Source organism: Nonomuraea sp. NPDC047529, from assembly GCF_040642995.1.
Lineage (GTDB): Bacteria > Actinomycetota > Actinomycetes > Streptosporangiales > Streptosporangiaceae > Nonomuraea.
Map to the genome: position 1 here is coordinate 1 of NZ_JBEYTJ010000048.1, position 15928 is coordinate 15928.

Sequence of the window (15928 nt, forward strand, 5' to 3'; positions counted from 1 at the left end):
GGTCGTCGGCGTGCCCGACGCGGGGGGGCCGGTCGGGTCGCGGGTGGGGCGGGGGTGCGGGTGGGGGGCGTGGCTGTGCGCGGGGCGCAGGAGGTGGACCGCGGACGTGGCGGCGGCGGCCACGGCCGCCGCACCGCCGACCATCACGGCCCGCCGGCTGACCCGCCGATTCGCGCCCGGCCTGGTCAGCTCCCCATGAAACGCGGGCCCGGTAGCCCCGGCCCCGGGCGGCGGAACCGTCCCCGGGCCCGTCGCCCCGGCCCCGGCAGGGGGAACCGTCGCCCCGGTCGCGGGGGGAGGTGGTGGGGTCTGGAGGGAGGCCGGGTGGGGGGTGCCGGGGGTGCTGATGAGGTGGCGCAGGAGGGCGGCGGGGGTGGGGCGGGCGGCGGGGTCCTTGGCGAGGCAGGACCGGATCGGCTCCACCAGGCGGGCCGGCAGGCCCGTCAGGTCCGGTACGCCGCTCATGACCTTGTGCAGGATGGCGGCGACCGTCTCCCCGGCGTACGGCGGATGACCGGTGGCCGCGAACACCATCGTCCCCGCCCAGCTGAACACGTCGGACGCCGGCCCGACCCGCTCACCCGCGAACTGCTCCGGCGACATGTACGCCGGCGTCCCCATCGGCGCCGAGGCCATCGTCGTCGCCCCCAGCGCCTTGGCGATGCCGAAGTCGATCACGATCGGCCCCTCGGGCCCCATCAGCACGTTGCCCGGCTTGAAGTCGCGGTGCACGATGCCGGCCTCGTGGATGGCGGCCAGCGCGGTCAGCGTGGAGATCGCCAGCCGGTCCAGCGCGCCCCCCGTACGCGGCCCCGACTCCCGGACGAGCCTCTGCAGGGTGTCGCCCGCGACGTACTCGCTCACGATGTACGGCCGCCCGTCGGCCACCCCCACGTCCAGCACGGCGGCGGTGCAGAAGGCGGCCACCCGGCGCGCCGCCTCGGCCTCGCGCAGGAGGCCCCGGGTGACGGCGTCGTCCTGGGTCAGGTGGCTGTGCAGCAGCTTGACCGCGACCTCGCGGCCCGTGCCGTCGACGCCCTTGTAGACGACTCCCTGCCCGCCGGAGCCGAGCACGCCGAGCAGCCGGTGGTCGCCGATCCTCTCGGGATCGCCCGGCCGGAGCGGACGGACTTCCGGCATTCCGCTCCCTTCCTCGGGCACGTACGGGGACATGTCGGCGAACCACACCCTAGGGCCGTTCGGCCGGGCCCCGGAAGGCGGGGCCCGCGCCGGATGGCAGGATCGAATCCGGCACCGCACAGGAGAAGCCGGCACCGCACAGGAAAGGCGTCCCAGATGGCTCCGAGGATCGCGACCGCCCGCCGCGTCGACCTGCCCGAACTTCTCGACTTCCTCCGCCCCCGGCATCACGGCCTGCTCTCGACGACCCGCGCCGACGGGCGTCCCCAGCTCTCGCCGGTCTCGTGCGGCCTCGACGGCGAGGGCCGGATCGTGGTCTCCACCTACCCCGAGCGCGCCAAGGCCCGGAACGTGCGGCGCGACGAGCGCGTGTCGATGTGCGTGCTGTCCGACGACTGGGACGGCCCGTACGTCCAGGTGGACGGACGGGGAGAGGTCCTGGACCTGCCCGAGGCCCTCGACGCGCTGGTGGACTACTACCGGTGCATCGCCGGCGAGCACCCCGACTGGGAGGAGTACCGGGAGGCCATGCGCCGCCAGAACAAGTCGCTGATCCGGATCTCGATCGACCGCTGGGGGCCGATCGCGACCGGCGGCTTCCCGGCCGGTGCGACCTCCGGCGGCTGAGCGCGCCGCCGTGGGCCCGCCGCGTCAGCGGGCCAGCACCTCGCGCAGCACGTCGGCGAACTCCTTCGGCCGGTCGACGAAGCCGCCGTGCTCGCCGGGGAACTCGACCGGCGGCGTGCCGAGCAGGTCGGCCAGCGCCTGCGAGGTGCGGTAGGTGAGCAGGCCGCCCGACTCGGCCCCGATGCCCACGACGACCCGGGCCGGTCCGGCCTTCAGCGCCGCGACGTCGGGGACGTAACGGGTGGTGCCGCGCAGCTCGTGCAGGAAGAAGTGGGCGGCGTCGGCCAGGTCCTGCTCGGGCGACTCGCTCGGCGGCGGGGGCGGGGCGTCCTCGCCGCCCTCGAAGCCCGCGGTGGCCATGAACTTCCCGAACGCCGCCCCCGGGCCCTCCCGGCGGAACGTCTCGATGATGTCGTCCACCTCGGCGCGCCGCTGGGCCACGTCGGGCAGCAGCTCCAGCACGGGCGGCTCGTGCGCGACGAGCGTGCGCACGCGGGTGGGGTGGCGGGCGACCAGGGCCAGGCCGGTCACCGCGCCGCCGCTGCTGCCGAGCACGTCGGCGGACTCGGCGCCGAGCGCGTCCATGATCGCGATCGCGTCGTCGGCGCGCAGGGCCGGGGTGGAGTCCTGGTCGGGGTCGTCGAGCGTGCTGCCGGACACGCCGCGCGGGTCGTGCGTGACGACGGTGTGCTCCCCGGCCAGCTCCTCGGCCAGCGGGACGAAGGCCTCGGCGTTCATCGGCGCGCCCACGAGCAGCAGCAGGGGGCCGCTGCCGCGGACGTGGTAGCGCAGGCGGCCGCCCGGGATGTCGAGAATGTGCGTGGTGCTCATCGGTGTGGGTCCTTCCTCGGAATCGGGGTGACGCCGGGTTGGACTCCCGCGGGCGCGCGAACTCATCGGTCCTGCGGGCAGCTCGTCGAAATCTCGTGATCAGGGCTCTTTGACCTCGTCGAACAGGTTCTCGACGGCCGCGACGATCCGCCGGGTGGCCGGGGAGACGGCGTCCGGGCCGTCGAACGGGTGCGCCGTGCCCTCGGCGACCCCCTCGACGGTGGCCAGGTCGGCCCCCGGATGGCAGACGACGTCCGGCTCGGGCAGGTTGGCCAGCAGGAACTCGCCCTGACCCGCCCGCGCGTCGGACGGGTGCGCCCCCCGCCGCACCCACCGCAGGTGTCCCGACCGGTCCAGACGGTAGACGCCGGAGCCCTGGGCGGCGACCACGCGTACGGGGGTGTCGCGGTCCAGGCGGACCCTGACGTGGAAGGGGCCGCCCGGCCGGGCCGCGCGCAGCAGCGTGCGCTGGTTGAACTCGTGCGCGTCCCCCAGCCAGGTCACCGGCCCGCCGAGCATCACCGACAGGTGGGCCAGCACGAACGGGGGCAGCCCGGCCGCCTGCTGGTTGACCGACGACACCTCGGTGCCCTCGTGGTGCCGCCACTTGATCGACGACAGGTAGACCCGCTCGTCCGGCGTGAGGATGGCCTCCACGCTGAACAGGCCGGCCGCGCCGTACCTGCGCCAGGCCCAGGACGCGATGCGCTCGGCGCACTCGACGAGCAGCGCGGCTGCGGACGTCGGCCAGGGACGCGACCAGTCGTCGCCCGTGCTGCGCATCGGCCCCGCGCCCAGCTCGGCGATCCCGGCCGAGGTGTGGGCGGGGCGGTCGGCGTACACCCGGACGCCGCCGTCGCCGCCGGGCACGCTGAGCACCGCAATCGTGCACGGCCAGCCCGGCACGTACGCCGCCACCCGGTACGGCCCCAGCAGCCGGGCCGCCCGGGGCATGTCCCTCTCGTCGGCGACGACGACGGTGCCGTGCCGGTCCGCCCGCCCGCCCGCCTGCACCACGACCCGTTCGGTGCCGACCGCGCGCCGCAGCTCGGCGAGTCCGGGCAGCCGCTCGACGTGCACGCAGGGGACCCGGGCCACCGCCGGCACGCCGGCCGCCCGCAGCAGGTCGTCCAGCAGGTGCTTGGCCTCGATCGCGGCCCGCACGTCGGCGTCGATGGCCGCGACCACGCCGCCGGGGCCGGCCAGCTCACGCAGCCGGGCGTTGTCGTACCAGGTGAAGACGACCGGCGGGCGGTCCAGCTTGAGCAGGTGCCGGGCGGCCTCGTGCCGGACGCGGGGCAGCCAGGCGCGCCGGTCGGCGACCGAGCGGGTCCTGGTGCGGTCCTCGGCGGCGACGACCATGCCGGGCAGCGCCGGGTCCCAGGCCGAGTAGCAGCCGATGCTCAGAGCCGGGCGCAGCGCCCCGATCGAGGCCGGGCCGGTGTAACCGGTGCGCAACGCCGTGCTGAACCGTTCGACGCACACCAGCGGGCGGCCCGCCAGCGCGGTCGTCAGCTCCTCGTGCGCCGCCTCCTCCAGCCCGGTCACGCGCCGGTCCTCGCCGTCCAGCCCGTCCATCAGACCTCCCTCGTCGCAACCGGCTCAGGACCGTCACCCGGGGGCCACGGTCCGCACCCTTGACGATGAGCCATGTCCGGCGGACCGTCGAGGCCACCGCGATGTGAAGCGATGTGAAGACGAGATGCCGCCCCGGCGTACCCTCCCAGTCGTCAACCGGGCGCTCGCGGCGTTGATCGAGCAGGCGGGGTGGACGCACGCGGCCACCGCGCGGCACGTCAACGCCGTCGCCGCCGAGAGTGGCGAGCGCGTGCACTACGACCGCTCGGCGGTCGGCCACTGGCTGACCGGCACGATCCCGCGCCCCGAGGCGGTGCGCGCGGCGATCGAGGCGTTCCGCCGCCGCCTGGGCAGGCCCGACCTGCGCCCGGCGCATCTGGGGTGGCCCGAGCCGGGCGGGTGGCCGTGGTCCGACGACCCCTGGCGCGGCGACCCGGTCGCCCGGCTGGCCGTGCTGGGGGAGGACGACCTGCTCAACCGGCGCACGTTCACCCTGGCCGCCTTATCCGGCTTATCCGGCTTATCCGTTCTGTCGGGACGTCGTCCGGCGCGTCAACCAGCGGGACGCGCGGGGGCCCGCCGGGCGGGCGCGGGCGACGTCGAACGCATCCGCGCCACCACCCGCGCCTTCGCCGACCTGGACGACCTCTACGGCGGCGGCCACGGCCGCGCCGCGGTCGCCGCCTACCTGTCCCGCGAGGTCACCCCCCTCCTGCACGGTACGACCGGCCGCCACAGGCCCGACCTGTTCGCCGCCGCCGCCGAGCTGAGCTACCTGGCCGCCTACATGGCCATGGACGCCGGCGCCCACGCCCTGGCCCAGCGCTACTACATCAGCAGCGTGCGCCTCGCCGACGAGGCCGCCGACCTGCTGCTGCGCGCCACCGCCCTGCGCAGCATGGCCGTCCAGGCGGCCGAACTGGGCCACGACGGCGACGCGCTGGCCCTGGCCGAGGCGGCCGCGTCCGCGCTGGCCGGGCACGGCCCCGCCCGCACCCAGGCGTGGATCACCGGCATGCGCGCCGAGACCCACGCCGCCGCCGGGACCCGCTGGGACGCCCTCCGGCTGCTCGGCCGCACCGAGACCCAGCTCGAACGCGCCGACTCCGCGCCCGAGTCGGAGTGGACGGGCAACTACCGGCGCGAGTCCCTGGAACACCAGATCGGCCTGACCCTCACCCAGCTCGGCGACCACGCCACCGCCGCCCGCCACTTCGCCGCGTCCATGCGGGCCAGGCGGCCGGTCGAGCTGCGCACCCGTGCCCTGATCGGGCTGCGGGCGGCCCACTCCCTTCTGCGCGCGGGCGAGGTCGACCAGGCCGCGGCCACCGTCCTCGACCTGAGCGACGACATCCGGCGGATCTCCTCGGCCCGGGTGCGGGAGGAACTGCGCGTCCTGCGCGCCGCCTGGCAGCCCCACCGCGGCAACCCCCTGGTCGGCCGCGCGGACCGCGCGGTCGCAAGCTGACCCCGCCGCCGGCGGGAGGCCGCGGGTTCTTCCAGGGTGGCTCTAGGATCGCGGCGTGATCAGGAACGCGTACTGCTCCTTCTGTGGCGCCGCCTTCGCCCCCGCCCAGCCCTGGCCCCGCACCTGCGCGGCCTGCGGGAACACCAGCTACCTCAACCCCCTGCCGGTCGCGGTGACGCTGCTGCCCGTCGACGACGGCCTGCTCGTGGTACGCCGGGACGTCGAGCCGCACCGCGGCGAGCTGGCCCTGCCCGGTGGGTTCATCGACGTGGGGGAGTCCTGGCAGCAGGCGGCGGTGCGGGAACTGCGCGAGGAGACCGGCGTGGTGGCCGAGGCCGCCGACGTCACGCTCTTCGACGTGGTCAGCGCCCCGGACGGCACCGTGCTGATCTTCGGCCTGGGCCCGCGCGTCACCGCGTCCGGGCTGCCGCCGATGGAGGCCACGGACGAGACGACCGAATGGCTGGTCATCGACGGCCCCGCCGAGCTGGCGTTCCCCATCCACACCCGGATGGCGTCCGCCTACTTCGCACGGCAGGCCCGTCGCGACCCGCGGTGAGGGCGCCGCTCCGGCCGAGGCCGGAGCGGGGGGACGGCAGAAAGGCTCAGCTCAGGTCGAGGCCCGGGTAGAGCGGGTGGGCGGCGAGCAGTTCGGCCGCGGCGGCGCGGGTCTTCTCGGCGGTGCTCTGCGGCAGGTCGTACTTGGCCTTGGAGGTGGCCGACGGCGTGGTGTCGGTCAGCACGCCGACGATCAGCTCGGCGACCTGGTCGAACTCCTGCGTCCCGAACCCCCGTGAGGTGAGCGCCGGGGTGCCCACGCGGATGCCCGAGGTGTACCAGGCGCCGTTGGGGTCGCGCGGGATCGCGTTGCGATTGGTGACGATCCCGGCGTCGAGCAGCGCCGACTCGGCCTGCCGCCCGGTCAGCCCGTACGTGGACACGTCGAGCAGCACCAGGTGGTTGTCGGTGCCGCCGGTGACCAGGCGTACGCCCCGGCGCACCAGGCCCTCGGCCAGGGCGACCGCGTTGGCGGCCACCGCCCGCGCGTAGTCGGCGAACGCGGACTGCCGGGCCTCGGCCAGGGCGACGGCCTTGGCCGCCATGACGTTGCCGAGCGGGCCGCCCAGCACCATCGGGCAGCCCCGGTCGATCGAGTCGGCGTATTCCCGCTGGCACAGCACCAGGCCGCCGCGCGGGCCGCGCAGCGACTTGTGCGTGGTGGTCGTGGTGACGTGCGCGTACGGCACCGGGTCGTGCACGCCGGTGAACACCTTGCCCGCCACCAGCCCGGCGAAGTGGGCCATGTCCACCATCAGGACCGCGCCGACCTCGTCGGCGATCTCCCGCATGCGGGAGAAGTCGATGCGCCGCGGGTAGGCCGAGTACCCGGCGATCAGCACCAGCGGCCGGAACTCGCGGGCGGTCTCGCGCAGCGCGTCGTAGTCGAGCAGGCCGCTCTCCGGGTCGGTGCCGTAGGAGCGCTGGTGGAACATCTTGCCCGAGATGTTGGGACGGAAGCCGTGGGTCAGGTGACCGCCCGCGTCCAGCGACATGCCGAGGGCCCGCTGGTCGCCCAGGGCCTTGCGCAGGGTCTCCCAGTCGTCTTCCGACAGGTCGTTGACGTGCCGGGCGCCGGCGGCGGCCAGGGCCGGGGCCTCCACCTTGTGGGCCAGGATGCCCCAGAAGGCCACCAGGTTGGCGTCGATGCCCGAGTGGGGCTGGACGTAGGCGTGCTCGGCGCCGAACAGGGCCTTGGCGTGGTCGGCCGCGAGCTGCTCGACGGTGTCGATGTTCTGGCAGCCGGCGTAGAAGCGGTGGCCGATCGTGCCTTCCGCGTACTTGTCGGACAGCCACGTGCCCATCGTGAGCAGGACGGCCGGGGAGGCGTAGTTCTCGCTCGCGATGAGCTTCAGTGAGGCGCGCTGGTCGGCCAGCTCGGCGCGGATCGCGCCGGCCACGCCCGGCTCCACGGCGGCGATCACGTCGAGCGCGTTGCGGTAGGCGGCCGACACAGTTGCAGCGTCGTGGTCGCCGTAGGAATGGGGGTGCTCTTCAGCCATGACTTCTCCCGAGCCGTCGAAGTGAGGGCACCCAGGCGCGCGGCGACGTCCAGGACCGCTCCCCGGTGGTCAGTCCCACCTTACGATCACGCCAGTCACGATCCGAGGCTGACACTACGGTCAGCGGCCGGGGCCGCGCAACGAGGGAGGCGCTTGAGCCTCCACCAAGGGGAGACGCGAAGGTGGAGGCATGGACGGCGGCACCCTCTACACGATCGGCGATCTGGCGCGGCGGACCGGGCTATCGGTCAAGACCATCAGGTTCTACTCCGACCAGGGGATCGTGCCGCCGGTGGAACGCAGCCCGGCCGGTTACCGCCTCTACGACGCCGCCGCCGCGGCCCGCCTCGACCTCGTCCGCACCCTGCGCGACCTGGACGTGGACCTGGCCACGGTCAGGAAGGTCGTGGACCGGGAGCTCACGCTCGCACAGGTCGCGGCGGCGCACGCCGAGGCGCTGGCGGTGCGGATCCGCACGCTGCGGCTGCGGCACGCGGTGCTGACGGCGGTGGCCCGGCGCGGCTCGGGGCCCAAGGAGATGGAGCTCATGCACAGACTCGCGAAACTGTCGCAGGACGAACGCCGCCGCCTGGTCGGCGACTTCCTGGACGCCGCCGTCCCGGACGTGGAGCCGGGGCTCGCGGGGGCCAGGGTGTCGATGACCCCGGAACTGCCGGACGACGCCGAGCCGGAGCAGGTGGAGGCGTGGGTGGAGCTGGCCGAGCTGATGGCGGACCCGTCCTTCCGGACGGCGATGCGCGACCTGACCACGTCCCACGCGTCCGACCGTGCCGCCGACGGCGGGGGAGGGGTGCGGCGGGATGCCGTGTCGCTGGGGCTGGGCCGGGCGGGGGCGGCGCTGGCGGCGGGCGTGGACCCCGCCGGGCCCGAGGCCGCACCGGTCGTGGCGGCGGTCGCCGGGGAGTACGCGCGCCTCCTGCGCCTCCCCGACGACGCCGCGCTCCGGCGGCGGCTGCTGGCCAGGCTGGAAGCGGCGAACGACCCCCGCAGGGAGCGCTACCTCCGGCTCCTCGCCGTGATCAACGCCTGGCCGCCCCCGGCTTCCTCAGCCCCGGCCCTCGACTGGCTCCTCACCGCCCTGCACACCCACCCGGCCCCCTGACCCGACCGCGAAGGCCCTGAACGCGAAGGCCACCGACCGCGGGGTCCTCGACCGTGGGGGCCCTCGACCACGAAGAGCCCCCGACCGTCTCACCCGCGGGCGGGGGCCTCGGCGGTGGCGGGGCCGGTTTCCGGCAGGCCCCTGGTGAGCAGGCGGGCGCCGATGCCGAGCAGCGCGCTGACCACCAGCGTGACCCCCATCGGCAGCCCGGTGTCCTCCCCGCCCAGGCCGACCAGGGGCGAGACCAGCGCCCCGAGCGCGAACTGCAACGCGCCCATCACGGCCGCCGCCGTGCCGGTCGCGTACGGGGCCCGTCCCACCGTCAGCGCCGCCGCGTTCCCCATGATCAGCGTGAACGAGCTGACCAGCACGAACAGCACGGGCAGCACCACCACCGCGCCCAGCCCCGCCCCCAGCATCACCAGCAGGACGGCCGACAACCCCAGCACCGCCCCCTGCCCAGCCCGCAGCAGACCCTCCGGGCTGAACCGGCGCAGCAGGCGGGCCCCCACCAGGCCGGTCAGCGTCATGCCCAGCGCGTTGGCCGCGAACGTCACGGTGTAGGCGGGGGTGGACAGGCCCAGCACGTTCTGCACGACGAAGGGCGAGGCCGAGATGTACCCCATGAGCCCCGCGAAGCCGAACGCGAAGGAGAAGACGTAACCGACATAGCCCCGGTCGGCGAACAGCCGCCGCACGTTGCGCCCGGTGGCGGCCAGGCCGCCCGCGTGCCGGCGGCCGGGCGGCAGCGTCTCGGGCACGACGAGCGCCGAGCCGAGCAGCATCACGGCCGAGATCCCGGCCATCACCCAGAACTCCACGCGCCAGCCGGCGGGCGACAGCGCGCCACCGATCAGCGGGGCCACCACGGGCGCGACGCCGACCACGGAGGCCAGCAGCGAGAAGATCCGCGCCGCCGCCCGGCCGGTCGTCAGGTCGGCCGCCACCGCGCGGCCGATGACGATGCCCGCCGACCCGGCGAACCCGTGCACGAAGCGCAGGGCGACGAGCGTCCGGATGTCCGGCGCGAGCGCGCACAGGACGCAGGCGACCAGGGCCGCCGCGGTGGCCAGCAGGATGGGCCCGCGGCGGCCGAACCGGTCCGACAGCGGCCCGATGACGAGCTGCCCCAGCGCCAGCCCGGTGAGGAACGCGGTCAGCGTGAGCTGCACGCCGGCCGCCCCCGTCCCCAGGTCGGCCGCCAGGCCGGTGAACACGGGCAGGTACATGTCGGTGGCCAGCGGCGCCACCGCCGACAGCAGGCCGAGCACGACCAGCAGCGGGCCGGACACCCCCGTCCTGGTCACGAGGCACGCCCCGGCGGACGGTGGCTGTGGGAAGTGGCGAACTCCATGGTCATGGCTCCAAGACGGCCGCGCGGCTAGAGACCTAGGATGTTCCGTGATCCGGCCACGGCTAACCGCCTCACCGGCAGCCGGGGGCAGACGTCGCCGCAGGTCCGCCGGTCGCGGAGGCCGGGTGACCGCGCCGTCGCCGAGACAGGAGCACCGCATGACCGCCCGGCTGCCCGCCCTGCCCCCGGAGGACTTCGACGACGCCCAGGCCGAGGTCTACCGCGCCATCACGGGCGGCCCCCGGGCGGCGGGCCCCCAGGTCTTCCCCCTCGCCGACGAGCGCGGACGGCTGCGCGGCCCGTTCAACGCCATGCTGCTGAGCCCGCCGGTCGGCGGCGCGCTCCAGGCGCTGGGCGCGGCGGTGCGCTACGGCTCGGTGCTGCCCGGCCGGGCCAGGGAGCTGGCGATCCTCGTGGTGGCCGCCCATTGGGGCAGCGAGTTCGAGCGCGCCGCGCACGAGGCGGTGGGCCGGGCCTGCGGCCTGACCGACGCCGAGCTGACCGCGTTGCGCGAGGGGCGGCCGCCCGACCTGGCCGACCCGGCCGAACGCGCCGCCGTGCACGCCGCCCGCGAGCTGACCGGGGCGGGGACGCTGAGCGAGGAGGACTACCGGGCGGTCACGGCGGCGCTCGGCGAGCGCGGCCTGTTCGAGCTGACCACGCTGGTCGGCTACTACGCCACGCTGGCCCTCCAACTGCGCGTCTTCGCAGGCGAGCACCCCCGAAGCCCCGCGAGCGCTGACCGCGGGCCGAGCGCCGGGAGGGCTGACCACGAAGGCTGAGCGCCGGGAACGCTGAGGGCCGGGGGTTCACGCGCCTTCCGCCGAGGGGCGCCCGGTGGGTTTCGTGGCCAGGGCGACCAGGGCCGTCCTCGGGAGCTCCGCGACGTACTGCCCGTCACGCCGGTAGACGACCGGGCGGGGTGGGGTGTGCCGGTGCGTCCCGTGGTCGAAGTGCCGTTCCAGGACCCGCCAGGCCGCCTCGACGTCCCCCAGGGCGGCGAAGTACGCGCCGAGGCCGTACATGTCGGCGACGTAGCGGCACATGCGCTCCTTGGCGGCCGCCTCGCTCCCGGCCCGGACGATCAGCGGGTCGTACAGGTCGAGCACCCGTACGGGCAGGTCCGCGTCCGCGAACAGGGCGGCCAGGCCGGTCCGGGTGAAGTGCCGGTAGGCGTGCCCGCCCGCCGCGTGCGGATGCACGACCCGCGCGAAGAACCCCGCCATGGGGCCGGAGTCGTCGAAGTCGTGCAGCACGATCCGGCCGCCCGGCCGGGTCACCCGCGCCGCCTCGGCCACCGCGTCCGGCCGGTCGGCCGGGTCGATGTGATGGGTCCCGTACGCCAGCAGCACCCCGCCGACCGACCCCTCCCGCAGGAACAGGAACTGGGCGGCCTGGCGCACCGCGGGCAACCCCTGGGCCAGGGCCCGGTCGACCATCTGGCCGGACAGGTCGCCGGTGATGATCAGCGGCTTGGCGTCCAGGCTGCCCAGCCGCCCGGCGGCCGCCCGCGCGACCGTCCCGTCCCCGCCGAGGACGTCCAGCAGCAGCGGCGGCCCGTCCGCCGGATCGGGGGTGAGCAGGCCGAGGAGCGCCCGGATGCCGGTCCAGCGCACGAGCGCGTCCTGCTGGGCGCGGCGGTAGGAGTCGCCCCGCCCGCCGTGGTCGGAGTCGAACTCGCTGCTGGTCGCGACGAGCACGCCGAGCGCCCGCGCCGCGCCCGGCCGGTCGAAGTCCAGCACGGCGTGCACCTGCGGGTGGACGGTCGCGACCAGGCGCAGGTACTCGTCCAGGGTCAGCGAAGGGAGATAGGAGGCGCGCACCGGCCCTCGTCCTTTCCGGGTCACGTGCTGGGGGGCAGGAGCTGCGGGGGGTCCAGGCGGTGGCCCAGCCCGCCCACGAACCGGGTGACCATCCCGCTGCGGGCGGCGAACAACCGGCTGCGCGGCTCCAGCCGCACCCCGAACTGCTTCTTCGTCTCGTACGCCGCGCCGCCGAGCCGCAGCCTGCGCGCGCCCGAGCCGACGGCGGCCCGTACGCACGCCGTGAGCAGCGCGTGGTAGACGGCGGTGCCCTCCGTACGCGCGTAGTCGCGCCCGATCCACCGGGCGACCAGCTCGTCGCCGTCGCGCAGCAGCGCCACGCAGCCCGCCGGCGCGCCGTGCCGGTAGGCGGCCAGGACGGTCAGGTCCGCCCCCAGGACGCCGGCCGCCTCGGGGAACAGGCCGGGCCGGTAGAAGACGTGCGGCCCGTGGCGCAGGTCCACCGCGGCCACCATCCGGTCCAGCAGCCGGCCCAGTTCCCCGCCGGGCCCGGCGAGGAGCGGCCGGACCTCGATGCCCTCCCGCTCGGCCCGGCGCTGCGTCCGCCGGATCTCGGCGCGCCTCTTGCGCGGCAGATGGTCCAGGTACGCCTCGTACGACGGCCACGTCAGGTCCAGCAGCGTCTCCGGCAGCCAGCCCAGGCGGCTGTAGCCCGGCTGCCCGGCGGCGTACGGCAGGTGGTCGACCACGCAGAACAGCAGCCGCTCGCGCCTGACCAGCGACCGCACCGCCCGCAGCAGGACCCGCCGCTGCGGCCCCTCACCGCCCAGCAGCCCGGACGTCGCCGTCATCGGCGCCTGGACCTGCAGGAACGGCCACCGCCTGGTCAGCCGCCCGAACCGGGACTCCAGCACCGGGTTGTGCAGCCGGTGCTCCAGCGCGCACACCGCCGCGGCCACGAGCCCGCCGTCCTTGCGGACCAGCAGGTAGCGGGGCCGGTGCTCGGCCAGGACGCGCTCGGCCAGGACCAGCCAGTGGTGTCGCACGAAGGGCACGCCGTCGGCGAGCGCGTCCCACTCCCCGGCGCCGACCTCGCTGATCGAGCGCGCCACCTCAACGCCGTACATCGCCCTCCTCGCCGGCCGGGCGGGCCACGTCAACGCCGTCCATCGCCCCGCACCTCGAAGCGCAGCGTCCGCGTCACGGCGGCGGCGGCCGCCTCCAGCTCCGCCGGGCCGGACGCGTGCACGACGAACCAGCCGAGCCGGTCGGAGACGTCGCGGTAGGGCCGTACCCGCTGTCCGGGGCGGGCCAGCAGGACCAGCTCGGCCACCCCCGGCAGGGCCCTGGCCTCCTCCACGCCGGACACCGACACCAGCTCGCCCGCCCGCCCGGCGGTCAGCACCTGCCACAGGACCGGCCTGGGCGGATGCGGCCGCAGCTCGATCGGCAGGCCCACCGCCGCCCGCACGGCGGCCAGCACCGGATCGACGCCGTGGCAGGACCGCACCATGTCGTCGGTGCCGTTGCCGCCCGTCCGCAGGCCGAGCTCGATGACGTACGGCCGGCCGTCCGGGGTGACGATGAGGTCGAGGTTCAGCGGGCCGCGCCGGTAGTCCAGGCGGGCGCAGACCTTGTCCATGATCGAGCGCGTGGTGTCCAGGACCTCGCCGGGCAGCCCGGCCGGCATCCGGCGGCTCATGGTCAGCACCAGCGGCGGCGGGCTCACCTCCTGCAGGCTGGTCGCGACGAACGCCACGCGCCCGTCGTCCACGACGCACTCGCAGTTGCACAACCTGCCGCGGATCTCCTCCTCGACCATCACCAGCCCGCCGTACGAGCTGCGCCGGGCCTCCTCGGCGGCGGCGAGCACGTCGCCGGGGGCGGCGCACCTGCTCACCCCGCGCCCGCTCTGGGCGTCGGCCGGCTTGACGACCACGGGGAAGCGCAGCCCCCGCGCCCGCGTCGCCAGGTCGGCCGGGTCGTCGCCGACGATCCAGGGGTAGGAGGACACGCCCAGGTCGTCGAGGAGGCCGCGCAGCACCCACTTGTCCACCGAGGCCCGCGCCGCCGTCTCCGACAGCCGGCCCGGCAGCCCGTACGCCTCGGCCACCGCCCGCAGCGCGGGCACCGCGACGTCGCTGGACGGGGCCACCACGCCGGCCAGGTCGGCACGTCCGGCGAGCGCGGCGGTGACGGCGTCAGGATCGTGGGTGCTGACCGGCAGGTACTCGTCGGCGAGCGCGACGCCGGGCGCGTCGGCCGAGCGGTCCACCGCGATCGTCCGCAGGCCCATGCCGGACGCCGCCCGGTAGGTGGACAGCGAGCCGTCCGCCGCCCCGAGCACCACCAGGGACCTCGTGCCGCTCATCGGGCCTCCTCCAGCTGGAGTTCCGGTTCGCCGGACCGCCGTTTCCCGGCCCAGAACGGGCCGAGGGCCAGCGCGTCCGCGCCCGTCCTGAGGTAGCAGGCGACGGCGTCCTCGGGTGTGCACACGATCGGCTCGTCGTCGTCCCGGAAGGAGGCGCCGGCCAGCATCGGCACGCCGGTCAGCTCCTCGAAGCGGGTGATCAGCGCGTGGAAGTCCGGGTTGCCGGCGCGGCTCACCGTCTGGACGCGGGCGCTGCCGTCCACGTGCGTGATCGCGGGCACCTCGCCGCGCCGGTGGTCCAGCACGTCGAACCCGACCAGCATGACCGGCGAGGGACGGCCGTCCGCGAAGTAGTCCCCGGACCGTTCGGCCAGGCACGACGACGCCAGCGGCAGGAACGGCTCCCGCCGCCTGACCCGCTCGTTCATGCGCGTGGCGGAGGTGGGGTCGCGCGGGTCGGCCAGCAGCGACCGGTTGCCCAGGCCGCGCGGCCCGCACTCCGCCCGGCCCTGGAACCAGCCCACGATCAGCCCGTCGGCGATCCGGGCGGCGGCGTGCCGGGCGATGTCGCCGGGCCGCCGGTAGTCCACGCCCGCGTCGCGCAGCGCCTTCTCCATGCGTTCCTCGGTGAACCCGGGCCCGGCGAAGAGCTGACCGCCCGCCGGACGGGGACGCCCGTACAGGCCGACGCTCACCTCCAGCGCCGCGCCGAGCGAGGCGGCGGCCGGCTGAACCGACAGTTCCTCGAAGCCGGACTCGGCCAGCAGGCGGCCGTTCAGCATCGGGTTCATCGCCGCGTCGCCGGCCACCGCGAGCCGGGTCGAACCGGTCGTCTCGCGCAGCCAGCGGGCCAGGTGCAGCGCGGCCCGCTCAAGGGTGGCCTGGAGGGCGAAGGCGACGTCCGCGGAGTGCTGGGTGGGGGTCTCGACGGCAGGCGGTCCCGGCGGGCCGAAGGCGTCCAGGAACTTCGCCGAGACCGCGTGCCGCCCGCCGTCCCCGTGCGGCTCGAACCAGCTCAGGTCCAGCTCGTGGCCGCCGTACGGGGTCAGGCGCAGCAGGTCGGCGAAGGGCTGGAGGTAGGTGTCGTCGCCGTACGCGGCCAGGGCCATCACCTTGTCCTCGTCCCTGCCGGGACGGAAGCCCAGGTAGCCGGTGACCGCCGCGTACAGGGCGCCCAGGGAATGGGGCCGGCCGACGTGCCGCAGGTGCCTGATCCGCGCGCCGTCGGCCACGGCCAGGCAGGTGCCGGCCGCGTCCATGGTGAGCACGGCGGCGGAGTCGAACGGGCTCGCGTAGAACGCGCCCGCCGCGTACGCCCGGTGGTGTTCCACGAGGTGCATCCCGTACCCGACCGGCCCGGTGTGCCCGGCGGCCTCCCTGACCTCCCCATCGGGAGGGGAACCGGCCCGCGGCCCGTGGAAGGCGACGTGGTCCACCTCGTCCAGCCCGATCCCCGCCTGTTCCAGGCAGTACGCGACCGCCCGCCGGGGGAGCCGGCCGTCGTGCCGGACGCGGGTGAAGCGCTCCTCCTCGGCCAACGCCACGATCTCGCCGTCGCGCACCAGCGCCGCCGCAGAGTCGTGCGCCCGGGAGATGCCCAGTACGTCCATGTC

14 protein-coding genes and 1 riboswitch are annotated in these 15928 nt (G+C 75.5%); of the genes, 5 read left to right on the top strand and 9 right to left on the bottom strand.

Annotation, left to right across the window (positions count from 1 at the left end; translation table 11 throughout):
* The coding region (locus ABZ815_RS45140; protein WP_357707927.1) for a serine/threonine-protein kinase at positions 1-1140 on the bottom strand (1140 nt) is incomplete at its 3' end.
* A gap of 156 nt (positions 1141-1296) precedes the next feature.
* Here ABZ815_RS45140 and ABZ815_RS45145 point away from each other — a divergent pair.
* Entirely contained in the window at positions 1297-1767 is a 471-nt protein-coding gene (locus ABZ815_RS45145) for a PPOX class F420-dependent oxidoreductase (RefSeq protein ID WP_357707929.1), read from the top strand.
* A gap of 24 nt (positions 1768-1791) precedes the next feature.
* Here the strand turns inward: ABZ815_RS45145 and ABZ815_RS45150 are convergent, their stop codons facing one another.
* A complete protein-coding gene (locus tag ABZ815_RS45150; RefSeq protein ID WP_357707930.1) occupies positions 1792-2598 on the bottom strand; it encodes an alpha/beta hydrolase in 807 nt (268 codons plus the stop codon).
* Positions 2599-2697: 99 nt separating this feature from the next.
* Complete coding sequence (locus ABZ815_RS45155) at positions 2698-4176, bottom strand: hypothetical protein (protein ID WP_357707931.1); 1479 nt, start codon at positions 4174-4176, stop codon at positions 2698-2700.
* Positions 4177-4300: 124 nt separating this feature from the next.
* Here ABZ815_RS45155 and ABZ815_RS45160 point away from each other — a divergent pair, with 124 nt between their 5' ends.
* Positions 4301-5644: a hypothetical protein gene (locus tag ABZ815_RS45160; protein WP_357707932.1), complete on the top strand. Its 1344-nt coding sequence runs from the start codon at positions 4301-4303 to the stop codon at positions 5642-5644.
* 55 nt (positions 5645-5699) lie between these two features.
* On the top strand, positions 5700-6203 hold the full coding sequence (locus ABZ815_RS45165; RefSeq protein WP_357707934.1) for an NUDIX domain-containing protein: 504 nt from the start codon (positions 5700-5702) through the stop codon (positions 6201-6203).
* Between the two features lie 46 nt (positions 6204-6249).
* Here ABZ815_RS45165 and ABZ815_RS45170 read toward each other — a convergent pair whose 3' ends face one another.
* A complete protein-coding gene (locus tag ABZ815_RS45170; RefSeq protein ID WP_357707935.1) occupies positions 6250-7704 on the bottom strand; it encodes a glycine hydroxymethyltransferase in 1455 nt (484 codons plus the stop codon).
* 22 nt (positions 7705-7726) lie between these two features.
* Positions 7727-7813: riboswitch (ZMP/ZTP riboswitch) on the bottom strand.
* Positions 7814-7894: 81 nt separating this feature from the next.
* Between ABZ815_RS45170 and ABZ815_RS45175 the strand changes: the two genes are divergently transcribed.
* Positions 7895-8827, top strand: coding sequence for a MerR family transcriptional regulator (locus ABZ815_RS45175; RefSeq protein WP_357707937.1), 933 nt, complete (start codon positions 7895-7897; stop codon positions 8825-8827).
* 89 nt (positions 8828-8916) lie between these two features.
* Here the strand turns inward: ABZ815_RS45175 and ABZ815_RS45180 are convergent, their stop codons facing one another.
* A complete protein-coding gene (locus ABZ815_RS45180; RefSeq protein ID WP_357707939.1) occupies positions 8917-10134 on the bottom strand; it encodes a multidrug effflux MFS transporter in 1218 nt (405 codons plus the stop codon).
* A 205-nt stretch (positions 10135-10339) separates the two neighbouring features.
* On the opposite strand from ABZ815_RS45180, the gene ABZ815_RS45185 reads away from it, so the two are divergent.
* Positions 10340-10963: a carboxymuconolactone decarboxylase family protein gene (locus ABZ815_RS45185; RefSeq protein ID WP_357707940.1), complete on the top strand. Its 624-nt coding sequence runs from the start codon at positions 10340-10342 to the stop codon at positions 10961-10963.
* A gap of 27 nt (positions 10964-10990) precedes the next feature.
* Here ABZ815_RS45185 and ABZ815_RS45190 read toward each other — a convergent pair whose 3' ends face one another.
* Genes ABZ815_RS45190 through ABZ815_RS45205 form a run of 4 tightly spaced genes read right to left on the bottom strand, consistent with a single transcriptional unit; the run spans position 10991 to position 15925 of the window.
* Complete coding sequence (locus tag ABZ815_RS45190) at positions 10991-12004, bottom strand: class I SAM-dependent methyltransferase (protein ID WP_357707942.1); 1014 nt, start codon at positions 12002-12004, stop codon at positions 10991-10993.
* Positions 12005-12024: 20 nt separating this feature from the next.
* On the bottom strand, positions 12025-13071 hold the full coding sequence (locus ABZ815_RS45195) for a GNAT family N-acetyltransferase (RefSeq protein ID WP_357707943.1): 1047 nt from the start codon (positions 13069-13071) through the stop codon (positions 12025-12027).
* A 29-nt stretch (positions 13072-13100) separates the two neighbouring features.
* A complete protein-coding gene (locus ABZ815_RS45200) occupies positions 13101-14315 on the bottom strand; it encodes a hypothetical protein (protein ID WP_357707944.1) in 1215 nt (404 codons plus the stop codon).
* The gene (locus tag ABZ815_RS45205; protein ID WP_357707945.1) at positions 14312-15925 is read right to left on the bottom strand and encodes a carbamoyltransferase C-terminal domain-containing protein; all 1614 of its coding nucleotides are present in this window, start codon (positions 15923-15925) and stop codon (positions 14312-14314) included. Before ABZ815_RS45205 ends, ABZ815_RS45200 begins: the two co-directional genes overlap by 4 nt.
* Positions 15926-15928 lie beyond the last annotated feature (3 nt).

Bases quoted from the DNA above. Each gene is read 5' to 3' on its own strand.
- ABZ815_RS45155 (WP_357707931.1), bottom strand. From the start codon at position 4,176: ATGGACGGGCTGGACGGCGAGGACCGGCGCGTGACCGGGCTGGAGGAG.
- ABZ815_RS45195 (WP_357707943.1), bottom strand. From the start codon at position 13,071: ATGTACGGCGTTGAGGTGGCGCGCTCGATCAGCGAGGTCGGCGCCGGG.
- ABZ815_RS45145 (WP_357707929.1), top strand. From the start codon at position 1,297: ATGGCTCCGAGGATCGCGACCGCCCGCCGCGTCGACCTGCCCGAACTT.
- ABZ815_RS45160 (WP_357707932.1), top strand. From the start codon at position 4,301: ATGCCGCCCCGGCGTACCCTCCCAGTCGTCAACCGGGCGCTCGCGGCG.
- ABZ815_RS45170 (WP_357707935.1), bottom strand. From the start codon at position 7,704: ATGGCTGAAGAGCACCCCCATTCCTACGGCGACCACGACGCTGCAACT.
- ABZ815_RS45175 (WP_357707937.1), top strand. From the start codon at position 7,895: ATGGACGGCGGCACCCTCTACACGATCGGCGATCTGGCGCGGCGGACC.
- ABZ815_RS45205 (WP_357707945.1), bottom strand. From the start codon at position 15,925: ATGGACGTACTGGGCATCTCCCGGGCGCACGACTCTGCGGCGGCGCTG.
- ABZ815_RS45185 (WP_357707940.1), top strand. From the start codon at position 10,340: ATGACCGCCCGGCTGCCCGCCCTGCCCCCGGAGGACTTCGACGACGCC.
- ABZ815_RS45200 (WP_357707944.1), bottom strand. From the start codon at position 14,315: ATGAGCGGCACGAGGTCCCTGGTGGTGCTCGGGGCGGCGGACGGCTCG.
- ABZ815_RS45150 (WP_357707930.1), bottom strand. From the start codon at position 2,598: ATGAGCACCACGCACATTCTCGACATCCCGGGCGGCCGCCTGCGCTAC.